The following is a 14,500-nucleotide window of genomic DNA, read 5'->3' on the forward strand; positions in this document are numbered from 1 at the left end:
GGCTCTTCGGTATATTTATAAATTTGGGCCGCGGTACCTGTCCCTGTGGATCTGCTATAAAAACTAAAAAACGAATCCAAATATGATTCGTTTTTTAGTTCTAACATAATCTTATATCCTACTGTATTGGGGTTGTAATTTCCGAACTATTTCTAAGGCTTAAACGTCGTCTATAATAGTACCAATTCATAGATAATATACCAATACTTGCAAGAACTGCTATTACGTTAAGTATTTGTACAATACCGTTTTGAATAGGCAGGATTAACAATATGCTAAATAATACTAGTAATGTTCTGTTAATGATACTGATTTTACCTGAGAAGTAACCTACCGTACTTATTGCTATCATTACCACACCAAGAATAGATGTGATAATTGACATTAGCATTAATGAATCATATTCAGTATGGAAACTTATTAATACGATAGGATTGTAAACAAAGATAAATGGAATTACATAAACCATCACTCCTAGTTTCATAGCCATTAGACTTATTTTGTGTGGATTGGCTTGGGCTATTGGAGCCGCAGCAAAACACGCTAAGGCAACTGGTAAAGTAAAGTTGGAAACTAACGAAAAATAAAAAACAAATAAATGGGCCGCCATTGGCTGAACACCTAATTCTACAAGGGCAGGAGCAATTAACGTTGCAACAATAGCATAGGCAACCAACGCAGGCATGCCCATCCCGAGAATAATACAAACAGCTGCACTAGCCAATAACAGGATCAATAATCCTTGCTCTCCTAATTGTGTTAAGGCTAATACGAGATTAAAACCTAATCCTGTAACACCAATAATTCCAGCAATAATACCTGCTGCTGCCAATATTATCCCAATTTCCAGCAATATTCTTCCTGTAGTGAAAAATGAATTTACTAAACGACCTAGGATATTCTTTCGCACCTCTTTTTGAATCAATAAACATACTATAGCAAAACCAGATGTATATATCCCAACAGTTGCAGGGGGATATCCCTTTACAAAAAGAAAATAAACGAGAAAAGCAAAAATTGGTATAAGTACCCAGCCTGTTTTTAGAACATCATTCAATTTTGGCAATGACTCTTTTGGTGTCCCTTTAATCCCTTCCTTTGCTGCCCTTAGGTCTACTTGAATAAATAAACTCATATAGAATAAGAAAGCTGGAATAATAGCAGCTAGTGCTACCTCTGCATAAGGAACACCCAAATTTTCAGCCATCATAAATGCTACAATCCCCATAACTGGTGGCGTAATGGATCCTCCTGTGGAGGCAAGCGCTTCAATAGCACCAGCTTGAACACGACTATAACCACTTTTAATCATTAACGGAATAGTCATATTACCCGTTAAATTAACATTCGATACTGGGTCACCTGTGACACTTCCTACCATACTTGAACCAATGATTGCAGCCTTTGCAGGGCCCCCGCGATATTTACCAAACGCCTTAATTGCCATGTTATTAAAATGGTCTGCCCCCTCAAAATTCAACAAAATCTGTCCGAATAAAATAAAAGCTAAAACAATAGTTGCAGCTAGACCTACTAAACTCAAAATACTGTTAGTATCTAAATAAAGATAGTTGAATAGAATATCAAACGAAATAGATTGTCCTTTTAACATGCCTGGCATATACGGTGAAATAAAAGCGTAGGTTAAAAAAACTGCTACGACTATTACGAGTAACCAGCCCATTACACGTCTTAAAGCCTCTAGTATTAATACAACCGCCAGTATACTCATAACTAATCTTTCCGCTGTAATAGATGAAAAGTGCAGAGCAATTTGGGGATAGAATACGGTGATATAGATCCCAACTACTAAACCTAACAAAGACAATAGCCAATCATACCAGGGAATTTTAGTTTCTGTAATTTTTTTGACTGCAGGTACACCCATAAAAACAGCAGCTAGTATTAAGCCAAAAAACAATCCTGTATATTGTTCGGTAAAAAACGATAAACCGAAATATTGATATATGGAAGTGACATAAGCAATTCCGATAATCGGGATAAGGATAAGAATAGTCTTCCAAATCAACATGGCCGGTCCCTCTAGTTTCCGGTAACGTGAATACTCACTATTTTCCATTTTGCTCCTCCTATCATTTAGTATTTCAGTAATGTTTTAAAGAAGGCATTAGGAAAACACAAAGTGTTTTCCTAGTGCTAGTATAAGTGCCCAACAATTCTGTAATAGCTACGTAAAACTTTTATTGAACTTTAGATAATAATTCTTGATGTTTTTGCTCTGCTTCTTCTGTCCATACGCCTTTGTCTTTAAAAAACTGTACGACACCCTCATGGAATGGTGCTGGAGGATTTAAGTTACTTCCTAATAATTCAGGTGACCAACTTTGAATCATAGTACCTTCCCACTCTGCGTGATTTTCCCAGATTGTCTCCATCACGTTGTAAACTACTTCATCCGGAACGTGGGCACCAACAACTACTACTAAAGGAAACTGGGAAATTGTCATACTATCAGCATTAATAAACCCACCGCCATCATAAACCGATGGTGATAAACCCGGTACGAGATTATTTAACTCTTCCTTTAGATTTTCTGGGAATTCACTAAATTTTTCAGGTGTAATATCGCCCCAATTCAAACCGTCGATACCAATTGCATTATCAACTTCTAAAAAGATACTATTATCTGGTTTGCCAGTAAAAGCAGCATCTACTCTACCTTCTCGTAAGGCTTGCAGACCAGATGTATTGTCTGTAACAGGAACGCCTTTAACATCATCCCAAGTTAATCCACCTGATAATAAATGCGCTTCCATAATCACTCTCGCACCTAAATTACCTGAATATTGAGAAGCTACCTTTTTACCTTTCAGATCACTAATTTTTGTAATCCCCGCATCTTCTCTAACGGCTATTCCAGCCATAGGTGATTGACTCCCTACTACAAGGGTTCTAATATTGGTATTTGGATCAAAATGATGTCTTCCTTCAAATCCATAAGCAACGGAGAAATAAGTATCTGTTCCAAAGTCAACATCTCCTGAATTAACTAACGGCATCCAGGCATCCGGACCGGAAAACGGTCTAACAGTAATATTATTATCAGAATGATCACTAATCATCGCTGCAAACGCCGATCCTAAAGTATGAAATGTAACACCTGCAGGTTGTGTCCCGATACTTAAATTATTAGTACTCTTAGACTGCCCGTTTTCATCAGCTTGCCCACCAGTTTCATTACTAGTGCCGCAAGCAGCTAAAAACAGGATGCATGCACTAATAATGATTACCAATTTTTTCAAACTCCCTATCCTCATACTATTCCCTCCATCTCCTCTTAACGGTAAGTTTTCATTTAATAGACATAAAGTAATTTCGAACTCTTTTTAGGTATTAAGTTAGGCCCTATACATATCACTAAAAATAAATTGGACTTTTGCCACAACTTATTAAATCTGTTTTGCTACATTCTCCGAACTACAAGGTGAAATACAATGACCAACCCAACTGTTAGTTTCGTTTACATAGTCATAATAAGTATCTATCTACAAATTCTATAACTGCGTACAGAGAGGAGAGACTCCTCTCTTACATCCTCTCCCTTCTTAGACTAAGATGAGAGAGACCTATATATTTAACATTTTAGTTGAGAAGAGCTTACCAAAGTTTAAACTTGAACTTTAGTAAGCTCTTTTATTAACAATGACAATCCCAACCCTAGGTATTATTAAAACATAACCTTTCATACAGAAACTAAGTAGTGTATATTTAATTTAATCAAGTTTACTGCGTACTAGGGTCGAAGAATTTTTCTGTCATATTTTCCTTAGATAATGTATTATTAATAGATTCGTTCCATGATAAGAGGTCTTTTTTTAGCCTTTGTGTTAGTTCTGGGAATTGCCCCGCAAGATTTACCTTTTCCTCAGGGTCATTTTCTACGTCTGATAAATGGATAGGGTTAGAAATCTCCCCGCTAAAATCGAGTTTACCATTCAAAACTAACTTCCATTTCCCTTCCCTAACAGCCAGTTGTCCATTATATTCCCAAAATAACTGCTTATGTGGGTTAGACTCATGGTTAGTAAGCATTGGGACTAGACTTTCTCCATCAACATTATTATCAGTAAATTGATCCTGAGTTACGAACTCAAGCACTGTAGGAACAATGTCCATCGTCATAACACTATCTTTATTTACTTTGCCTTTTGGCAACTTATCAGGGTAACACATAATAGTCGGGACACGGATACCACCGTCAAATAAACTTCCTTTATAGCCCTTAAAATTAGCTTTGTTTCCACCATAATATAGGTCATCTGTTCCATCCAACCAGTTTCTTGTTTCTGTAGATGGTCCATGATCACTAGAAAAGACAATTAACGTGTTGTCGTATTTACCTTTTCGTTTTAATGCATTTACAATTTCGCCGACACCATCATCCATTGCACTAATCATTGCCGCCATAATTGCTTTTTCCTTAGGAAGGTCCGGGTACCGATCTAAGTACTTCTGTGGGGCGTGCATTGGGAAATGCGGTGCATTATAAGCAACATAAGTAAAGAAAGGTTGGTTATCTTGTTGTTCAATAAAATCTACTGTCTTTTCAGTAATTAACTCTGTCAAATAGCGACCATTTTCCCATACTTCTTTATCGTTATGCCATAAATCATGATATGGAAAAACTCCTATTGATTCACCAATATAAAATATATGCGAATAGTAATCTACTACTCCAGATAAGAATCCAAAGAACTCGTCAAAACCACGGGCATTAGGGTGATAATCTTTATGATTTCCTAGGTGCCATTTTCCGAATAAAGCCGTTTTATAATCACATTCTTTTAGTCTCTCCGCTAAGGTTGGGATTTCCAATGACAATCCCTTCCCTGCCCCACGCTTACCACCTAAAATACCTTTTAAACCAGTTTTTGCAGGGTATGCACCCGTAAGTAATGAAGCCCTTGAAGGGGTACAAACTGGTGCGTTTGAGTACCAATCTGTAAATCGAATACCATCTTCAGCCAGACTATCGATATTTGGAGTTTTCACCTCTGCGGATCCAAAACACCCAAGATCTCCATAACCTAAATCATCACAATAAATTATCAATATATTTGGAGTGCTCATATCATCAACTCTCATTTCCTTCGCTACTATTTAACCTTTGTAGGCTCTTTAACTAAATCAGGCGTTCCGTAATTCCAATACGTATCTGTAAAGCCAGCTCCAATTCCACGATCAGATACTTCTTGGAGATTATCCCATAATACTGCCTCCCAAGCAGGGTCAAAGATTAGGTAGCCTGCATCACCAAATAGCTCAACACGGTTACCACCTGGCTCATATACATACAAGCAATGGGCTTGGCTGATAGAATGTTTTCTAGGTCCTAATTCTACTTCAATGTTATTGTCCTTACATAGATCCGCGATATCATATAGATGTTGAGGAGAGCCATACCAATAGCAAACATGGTGGAATCTTCCCAGTGAACCTGATGGATCATTCATAAATGCAATTTCGTGAACGATATTAGAAACACTTAACCAAGTTCCTAGCGTATAACCTGTCGGATCTACAATCTTTTCCGTTAAACGGAACCCTAAGTTATCCATTAGGAATTCTGTATTTTGTGCTGGATTTGATGCCATACAATTGATATGGTCAAGTCGTCTTACCGGTACCCCAATATTCGGGCGCTTGGATGGACGGTTTCGAAGTTTACTCTTTTTGTCTTCAGGTGCTTGATAATAGTCAACATCCCAAAGTAATTCCATTAAATGACCGTCTGGTGTTCTGAATTGATAGGCTGCACCATGACCCAAATCCCCTTCAATCCAACCTTGACCTAAGCCACTTGCTTTAAGCGCTTCCACTCTTCTTAATAATGCGTTTGGCGAGGACGTGCGCCAGCTTGCATGACCAAGACCTGCGTCTTTGGACTCAGTAATCTTCAATGTATTTTGATAGTGATCTTCATACGCACGAAGATAGACGGATTGCCCAGTCTGACCAGTTACTTCCATTCCTAATAATTGAGTAAAAAAGTCAACTGACTCTTGTGGTTTTGGAGATAGTAGCTCAACATGAGCAAGCTGCGAAACATCAAACATTGGCTCTTCAACAATACGAGTCATTTCTACTTCATCTTTAGACATAAACTTAAACACTGGATTTTTCATAAAACATTCCTCCAATTAAATAATTATTTTGCACAAACTTTCTATTATTGGATTTTTGTTACTATTCTGAAAATATAATACATTCTACCATATTGGTTGAAAGTAAGCAAAAAAATAAAACTATTAAACTACTAATTCGGAATAACCGGTAAATAAAGGTAAGACTCTGTACTTCCTCCCGTATAAACAGTTACTTTTCCGCCATATACATTTGCTGGTCGATCCTTATGCAAGAATGGTCCACATCCTTTAGACGGATAACGATGGATTTTTTTATTCTCTTCTTTCATTTCACCATCAAATTCATAGTCATTCCCACCGATCGATAGAGCTAATCGATACCCTTTAGGAACAACGATCGATGTTGGCCAAATTTCTACATCCACCTCATAAATATTACCTGGAGTTAATGGTTCAATTTTATTATGTGCATGGTAAGGTCGGTATGGAAGACTTTTTATCTCATCGAGCTTACGGTGTGACGCTCGAAGCCACCCCTGTGCAACTGGTGCATGCGCATCCATCGCCCCGCGGAAAACTTCCTCCTCGCCAGTTGGTGAAAACAAGCGTATGGTTAAAAATAGATCAGCATCAGTCGTTTCGGAACTAATAAAAAGTTTCGCAGCTAATGGCCCTGTGATCTCCGTATCTTCCTCCATCGCAGGCATATAAAAGGTAACGCTTTCATTTAAAGGCTCATATGTTGCTGTAGTTGTTTTTTCAGGAGGTTGAGAATTCAAAGTGTTTTCTTTATTATTGGCCGCTAAGTACATTTTAGTCCATTTTGTTCTAGGGATTGGCCATTCCTCTTCTGTTCGCTCTACAAATTTATCTCCTGGATATCTGACCTGCAAGCGAACTCTTGGTTCCTGATCCCAGCCGTTTTCTTCACCTTTTAAGAAATAGTCGAAAAAGCGTCTTTGTAAATCAACACCATACGGCGTGTAGAAGTGTGTCCAATGCTCCAATCCATGTATTTCAAGCCATTTGTTTTCAGAGGCTGCTTGAAGGTATCCCTCCACATTTCCACGTAAATGTAAACCTGCACCGCCCCAATTAGCAGCAGATAGAATTGGAATTGTTACTTTAGACCAATCAACTGCCAGCTCTTGGTGATATTCATCAAAAAGTGGATGGGCTTTAACATCTGCCAATAAATCAACTCTGTTATCTTTCAATTCTTCATCAGATAAAGTGACAGGTCCTGATGCCCATTCACCTGTGTTCGGATTTTTTCTTCCCCTGCTGCCATAACCGTATTGCATCGGTAATTGTTTAGGTAGCCAACTATCAACAAATGTACTTCTGATTCCCCCGTGGTAGTAATATTCTCGATACCAATCTGATGTCCCTTCCCAAGGAATGATTGCTTTCAAATGTGGAGGCTGCATAGCAGCTACCTGCCATTGATTGGCTGCATAGTAGGAAATCCCTAATAACCCGATATTACCATCACTCCACGGTTGTTCGGCAGCCCATTCGATACACTCATAAAAGTCCTCAATTTCCTTTTTGGACCATAGTTGTTGAATTCCTTCAGACCAACCCGCTCCACGCGAATCGATTCTGATTAGGCTATACCCATACGGCACCCACTTTTCAGGATCAGCCGTTTCCCAGTTCTGGTATTTATTCGTAGATCCCTCCATAATTCCTGGAAAGTCTCCAACCATTACATTCCATTGATTTTCGTATGCTTCTTGAAAAGCCTGCCCCTTCGCGTATGGACCATATGTCATGATTGTCGGATACATTCCTTCCTCTATCGGCATAAATACATCCGCTCGAAGAATAATACCATCTGTCATTTGAATAGGTACTTGCCACAATATTCTCATATTGTCACTGATCTCTTCTCGCATAACTCGATCTTTGTTTTCTGTAAACATTGCTCACCCGTCCTTCTTTATAGTTCTTTTCTCTTTACTTCTAAAAAACTAAAAGTTTTCTCTACTCTTATATAGTTTAATTATCCTCCTGGTATAGTAAGAGAACTTATAATTTAATATAAACCATTAGTAAGAATATTTGAAATATACGGAAATTATATCAGTAATCAGTTTTACTGATTAGTTAAAGACATTTAACTAACTTACTTATGAATAAATAGATTTCTATAAGACTATTTAACTGTTTAATTCATTGCAACGAAGTTGGAATTAACAAAAAAAAGCCTGGCTAATTACAGGCTTTTGTTAATTCTCACTATCAAACTATATATACATCGATTCCGGATTGTTAAAATTATTTAATTCTGCTTTTAATTCTGTAAGAAATAAAGGAATGGTTGGATTTGAATTTGTTTTTTTTCGATATACTATTACATCAAGCATATTTTCTTCGCCCTCTATGTTTCTCACAAGGATATTCGAGCTTTTATACATTTGAAGATAATTTGGGAAGATTGATAGACCTAAGCCTGCATCAACTAACATCAGAACAGCTTCAATTCTTCGTGCTTGCGTAACAATATTCGGATAAAAATTATTTTTAATACATAAGTCTATAATATAATCATTCCATTGCGGAGCTTCTTCGCGATCTCTCATAATAAAAGGCTCATTCGCTAAATCATTAATATTAATTGCTTGCTTATTAGCGAGTGGATGATCATGTTTTAAGTAGACACATGGAGAACCGCAATACAAAGTCTCAATTTCAAGTGTATTTTGATGGTGTATACCACCAAGTGATACTGTAAAGGCCACATCCAAGTCATTTGATTCTATACCTTCATTTAGCTCTTTCATTGTAAGGTGATTTAGTACTACTTCCACAGTCGGATATTTTTGGGAAAACTTTTGAATTAGTTTTGGTAAAAAATTTCTCACAGGAGAGGCTAAAAATCCGATTTTTAAAGTTCCGATTACGCCTTCCTCTGCTTTTCGGGCTTTATTTATCGCTGATTCAGCCCGTTCCAATATATCAACAGCTTCGCTTAGAAATACAGTACCGGCTTCAGTCAGCTTTACAGATCGTTTATTTCTAACAAACAATCTTATTCCTAAATCCTTTTCAAGACTAGCAATTTGCTGACTTACAGCTGATTGAGCTACAAATAATTCGTTAGCAGCCTTCGTAAAATTCATATGTTCCGCAACAGATATAAAATACCGTAAGTGTCGAATTTCCAAGACGTTTCCTCCAAAAAATAGTCATCTAATATTTATTTGGCTAGTGTTCGCATCTGTTACAAGCTTAACTTAATAATAGATTTATTTCAATATTTCGAAATTAATCACTGGAAAAGGTGCCTGCCCCCGATACATTAACACTTTACAGAACTGGAGTTCCGGCACACTAGTGTCGTCGCTCCGATCTTCATCATTACTGGCTGCAGAGAACTTTCCTTATGTTAAATTTGTTACAGATTTAATCGATTTGTAACTAAGCGTTCCCACCATTTCCAGGGGATGATCTGTTTGAACATTAATACTGCCTTAACACCTTTACCTATTGGATACCGGAGTTTTGGAGCAGACATACTTGCCACTTTTACAATTTGCTCTATAACTTCATCAGGTGCAGGTGCCGTATTGGCATTGAGTTCAACGTGCTTTATAATCTCTTTCATTTCCTTACTATACGCTGAGTCCGAAGGTAGACTAATAGATTTTAATCCTTTAGACCAAATATCTGTTTTATAGGATCCTGGTTCAATTAAAACAACATAAATACCATACCGTAGCAACTCCAAACGTAAAGATTCGCTGAATCCTTCTACTGCAAATTTAGAGGCTGCATAAGGTCCCATAGCCGGAAAGCCGACCCGGCCACTTATACTACTGATGTTGATAACCTTCCCACTGCGTTGTTCCCTCATATATGGTAAAACCTCTTTTGTCACTGCCACCATACCAAAGAAATTAACATCAAATTGACGCCGCCATTCATCAATCTGAAGTTCCTCTGTGAATCCACCTGCTGCATACCCAGCATTATTAACAAGCAAATTAATTCGACCGAAACGATGGATTAGATCCTTTATCACTACCTCTATCCGAGATACATCGGTAACGTCTAATTCAATCATTTCAATCTGACTGCTTACATGTGCTTGATCTGCAAAAGTTAACAATTTCTCGCTCTTATCCAAGTTTCTCATTGTGGCAATTACCTTATAGCCTTCTCTCGCTAATGCTACGCTTGTGAGTAAACCGAACCCACTTGAAGCACCCGTAACAATCGCAACCGGTAGTTGCTTAATAGTTTGACGCATATATACTCCTTCTCTCTTATTTATTTTTAGCTCTTCTTCAAATATATAAAAATTCACGGGACTGTTCTCCAGGTCGTTTTCGAGCAGGAGAACTGTCCCCAGTTTTCCCTTGAAACCTATGGTAACTCATAAACTAAAATACAAATGTTGAAATTTGAGACCAACTATGTACTCCCTGACGTTTTTTAATTATTAAGGGTTACGGCCAATCCCCGCTACGTTAGAGCACCGCAAAAGGGACAAACCCCGAAACATGAGACGCACTATTTACGGGGACGGTTTGCCTGCTTGAAATCTAATGTCATTGGGAGCAGGAGAACCGTCCCCGTGCTTGTTCTACCCGATTAATTTGAGGACTAACAATCCACTTTAGCCACACTTACAACAACCGCCTATGTAATTGAGTCCCAGTACCGCACTTATGTTTTTTCATATATAATAACTAAAACTCCACATTTTCGATCGCAATATAATAGCTAATGCAGAACTGTTCCGCTTGAATTGGAAGGAGAAATTGTTATGGAGAAGGAGCATTTTGGTGGATATCTCCAATTATCAAAAGAAGAAATGAAAAAAATCGGCTATCACATTATTGATTTTATCGTTGATCATCTAGATACGATACACGATTCACCTGTGTCAAAAGTTGAAAGTAGAAAGGGATGAGCCAGAGGGACAGGTCCACTGGCTCATCGGTATATTTATTAATTTGTTCCACAGTACCTGTCCCTGTGGACTAAAAAACTTCTCTTATATAAGTAAAATTCTTAAGCAGATCTTTTTCATTGATTTCTAAAGTATTTATCAAATCTTTTGTTCTCAATACGAACTCTTTAACTCCTATAAACTCTGATTCACTAATTAAGTAAAACTCTGTGTCTTTTTGATATCCATTAAATTGTTTTTTTAGTTTATAAACCTTCATTGAATAACTCCTTAATAAGGTGCCTGTACCCTTCCAATTAATATTTTACTCTGTCGGTGGTCGGTGAGAACCAGAGGGACAGGTCCAGTGTCCCACTTTTAGATATACTTGCCAGGGTCCGAAAAAAACAAGCCAAGTATAAACGTTCTACTATTATATCACGGTCAATGAACCTGTCCCTCTGGATCGTCTCTGCGGTTGTGGCTGCATTTATGATGCGTACATGATAACCTGCAGTATGACACCTCCGTACCAGGTCCTCGTAATAGTGCCCCGTTGTTTCAATACCGACAATCACTTTTTCTTTCCCATGTTTCTCTTTTTCAATTTCAATGATTCTTTTAAAAGCGTCAAATCCTGTCATGGATGCATAAAACTCAAAAGGTTTAACAAGTATATCCCCATAAATGTTACAAATCATTGCCTTATGGTTAATTTAGCTGCATCTATTGCCACGACTAATAAGTTCTCAGTTCCAATGTCTCACAAAAATTGTGCCCATCGACTTCCTTTTTTTCCTTGAATATGATTCAATGATGTATATACCATCGTTTTCATCTCCTTTGGTCGGGATAGTAATTGGAAGTTCTGTGATAGGTACTTCTATTTTACAATGAAAACGGTGGTCTTTTTATTGTTTTTAACTATTTACTATACTAGGTCCAGTGCCCCACTTTTAAATATACCTGCCAGGGTCCCCAAAAAAAACAAGCCAAGTATAAACGTTCTACTATTATATCACGGTCAATGAACCTGTCCCCCTGGACCACCTCTGGACCATCATTTCCTATAAACTAATCGACGCATTAAGGTTTCAAGTGGTCCATTAATATAGAATTTTTCGAAGATAGCTGCGATGATTACAGCTACTATCCATACAGAAATAGCAACAAATGTAACTCCTATGTTATTTAACGTTCCTCCCCAATCTAAAGCTACGGGCGACAATAGAATCACTAACAAGGTTTCATTTAGTACATAAAACGTGAGCGAACGTTTTCCTAAAGCAGTCAGTGAATTGGTTACCCAACCGGGATTTTTAATTAAGTTACCTATTACTCCAAATAAGGCTGCATATCCGATTCCCCCAGCCATTCCTGTTATAATGTGAACTCCCAAAATGATTCCAGCTACAAAAAAGCTAGGTTCCCAAACTTTATGAATCATGACCACAGGTAGAGCACCAATAATGGATATGGTAATGCCAATTATAGCAATTTTTTTTAATTTTTTATGATGCAGATGTGAATCCAGCAGGAGACGTTTTCTTCCAGCCCAAATCCCTATAAGTATAGAAGGTATAACAGGAAAAAGAAAGTGAATGAAGACAGGAATTATTGGGAAAGTAACAATCGCTTTCGTAAACAATTGTATATAACTGTCATTCGCTGAAAGGTTAGTTCCAAATCCATAGCTACCCATTTCGTTTATAAATGAACCCCATATCAAGGGAAGATATAACATAATCATGAAAGTGCTTAGGATTGTAATTTTGATTAATATCTTGTTATCACGCGGCAACAACCAGCTCCCTATCAAAAGACCAGCAATACCATAAGCCATCAATATGTCTTGACCACCGATCAATACGGCTAATACTATTCCGAACAAAATTAAATATAAACATCGTATTCTAATTGTTTTTAGGGCTTCTTTTATAGAATATCCTCTTGACAGTTGTTTTTCATATATCATGACTAATCCGTAGCCAAATAAAACGGCAAACATTGGTCGTGCGCGATTATCTATCATTAGTTCACCGAAAGAGTTTACAATTGTATCTAAAAGAGTAACATTTTCCGGTCGACTCATGACCCCTGGTTCAGAAGCGTATAAATATAAAGGTGCATGCGCCAGTACGATTAATAAAAGCATAAAACCTCTAGCTAAATCTAATGAAATTGCTCGCTTATAAGGCGGGTGATTTTTTCTTTGTGTATTCAATCGCTCTTCTCCTTGATCAAAAAAAGAATCCTTAGCATCTTATTTACATCGTATTCTTATCAATTTAATGTTCATGTATTCTTTTAAAAAACACACGTTACTTTAATCATCCATTTCTTCTTAACCTTACTAGATAATAAACTCTCCTAACAGAAAGAACCAGAGGGACAGGCCCACTGGCTCACACCGTTTATATTATTAATTTGTGCCACGGTACCTGTCCCTCTGGCCGGCCTGGCCATGGCCACCCTGGCCATCGCCGGCCCTCTGGTCGTCTCTCTGGCTAAGTTCATTTACGATTCTTGTAATCTTATTTTTAGCGTTCATCCACTTTTGTTCCTCTTCTTCTGTTAATTGCATATCTAAGATTTCCGAAACGCCTTGTCTACCTAATCGAACCAACCGACCAACGGAAACTTCATCTGGTCTCATAACCGAACAAGCCACTACTTCGTTACTGTCTTGAATGATGGCGTTAACTAATTTTGCTATATTAATACTAGAAAGCCAACCTGAAGTACGTCCAGAATTTAAAGACTTCACTTTTGAAAAATGGTTTCTAATAAACGATAAAACTTGTGCTCTCTGTTCATTGTTTAACTCGACTATATTTTTGTCTACTTCAATACGGCTGAAAATTGGACATTGTTCTTCTCCATGCTCACCAACGACGTGAGCTGAGACCGTTGAAAAATCTACTTGTAATGTTTGAGAAATGGCCAAGCGAAAACGAAAGGAATCATTAAGTGAAAAACCAATTAGACGTTCGGGGGAGATTGCTGTAAAGTCATAAGTCATGGTATTAATTATATCCATGGGATTTGTAACAGTAATAATAATTGGATTGGACGTATAATTCATAATATGCTCACTAACCTGAGAAAGAATTTCCAAATTATTCTCTAAATGAGCCATACGGGAGTTCACATTTTTCGTTCCACCTCCAACCATATTAATCACAATTTCAGACCCTTCCAATTTATCAAATCCGCCACTTGTTATTTTGGTTCTAGAGAAGTCTAGAGCCGCCATCCCCATATCGAACTCATGATTTTTAGCAAGGTTTTCATTTACATCAATCAAACAAATTTCATCCACTACATTCTGTTGGGCTAATACAAACGCTGATGTCGACCCTAAAGTCCCAGCTCCTCCAAGTATGCTAACTTTCATACAGAACCTCCTAGTATTTTTGTCGTTTTGCCAAAACTTAATATAGGAATAAGTGAATACATCCAATCATAGAGGCTTTTTTAAGCAAATCGA

Annotated in this window: 11 protein-coding genes; 1 reads left to right on the forward strand and 10 read right to left on the reverse strand. The window is 37.5% G+C overall.

Annotation, left to right across the window (positions count from 1 at the left end; all coding sequences use genetic code 11):
* Window positions 1-118: 118 nt before the first annotated feature.
* From C1724_RS07215 to C1724_RS07245, 7 genes are all read right to left on the reverse strand, one after another.
* Complete coding sequence (locus C1724_RS07215) at window positions 119-2,080, reverse strand: TRAP transporter permease (RefSeq protein WP_102346024.1); 1,962 nt, start codon at window positions 2,078-2,080, stop codon at window positions 119-121.
* 121 nt (window positions 2,081-2,201) lie between these two features.
* Window positions 2,202-3,278 carry a TAXI family TRAP transporter solute-binding subunit gene (locus tag C1724_RS07220; RefSeq protein WP_102346025.1) on the reverse strand — a complete coding sequence of 359 codons (1,077 nt, stop codon included), beginning with the start codon at window positions 3,276-3,278 and terminating at the stop codon, window positions 2,202-2,204.
* 466 nt (window positions 3,279-3,744) lie between these two features.
* Entirely contained in the window at window positions 3,745-5,091 is a 1,347-nt protein-coding gene (locus tag C1724_RS07225) for a sulfatase family protein (RefSeq protein WP_102346026.1), read from the reverse strand.
* A 26-nt stretch (window positions 5,092-5,117) separates the two neighbouring features.
* The gene (locus C1724_RS07230; RefSeq protein WP_308410489.1) at window positions 5,118-6,146 is read right to left on the reverse strand and encodes a catechol 2,3-dioxygenase; all 1,029 of its coding nucleotides are present in this window, start codon (window positions 6,144-6,146) and stop codon (window positions 5,118-5,120) included.
* Between the two features lie 131 nt (window positions 6,147-6,277).
* A complete protein-coding gene (locus tag C1724_RS07235; RefSeq protein WP_219723255.1) occupies window positions 6,278-8,035 on the reverse strand; it encodes a CocE/NonD family hydrolase in 1,758 nt (585 codons plus the stop codon).
* A 324-nt stretch (window positions 8,036-8,359) separates the two neighbouring features.
* Window positions 8,360-9,280, reverse strand: a complete 921-nt coding sequence (locus C1724_RS07240) for a LysR family transcriptional regulator (RefSeq protein ID WP_102346027.1) — start codon at window positions 9,278-9,280, stop codon at window positions 8,360-8,362.
* Between the two features lie 230 nt (window positions 9,281-9,510).
* Window positions 9,511-10,365 carry an oxidoreductase gene (locus tag C1724_RS07245; protein WP_102346762.1) on the reverse strand — a complete coding sequence of 285 codons (855 nt, stop codon included), beginning with the start codon at window positions 10,363-10,365 and terminating at the stop codon, window positions 9,511-9,513.
* 519 nt (window positions 10,366-10,884) lie between these two features.
* On the opposite strand from C1724_RS07245, the gene C1724_RS25520 reads away from it, so the two are divergent.
* Window positions 10,885-11,031 carry a hypothetical protein gene (locus tag C1724_RS25520; RefSeq protein WP_180994159.1) on the forward strand — a complete coding sequence of 49 codons (147 nt, stop codon included), beginning with the start codon at window positions 10,885-10,887 and terminating at the stop codon, window positions 11,029-11,031.
* Window positions 11,032-11,101: 70 nt separating this feature from the next.
* On the opposite strand, the gene C1724_RS07250 is transcribed toward C1724_RS25520, so the two are convergent.
* The 3 genes from C1724_RS07250 to C1724_RS07265 form a co-directional block, all read right to left on the reverse strand.
* Window positions 11,102-11,290, reverse strand: coding sequence for a hypothetical protein (locus C1724_RS07250; RefSeq protein ID WP_102346028.1), 189 nt, complete (start codon window positions 11,288-11,290; stop codon window positions 11,102-11,104).
* Window positions 11,291-12,070: 780 nt separating this feature from the next.
* On the reverse strand, window positions 12,071-13,165 hold the full coding sequence (locus tag C1724_RS07260) for a DUF418 domain-containing protein (RefSeq protein ID WP_102346763.1): 1,095 nt from the start codon (window positions 13,163-13,165) through the stop codon (window positions 12,071-12,073).
* A gap of 267 nt (window positions 13,166-13,432) precedes the next feature.
* Complete coding sequence (locus C1724_RS07265) at window positions 13,433-14,407, reverse strand: malate dehydrogenase (RefSeq protein ID WP_102346029.1); 975 nt, start codon at window positions 14,405-14,407, stop codon at window positions 13,433-13,435.
* Window positions 14,408-14,500 lie beyond the last annotated feature (93 nt).

Origin of the sequence: Bacillus sp. Marseille-P3661 (assembly GCF_900240995.1) — a bacterium.
Taxonomy (GTDB): Bacteria; Bacillota; Bacilli; order Bacillales; family Bacillaceae_J; genus OESV01.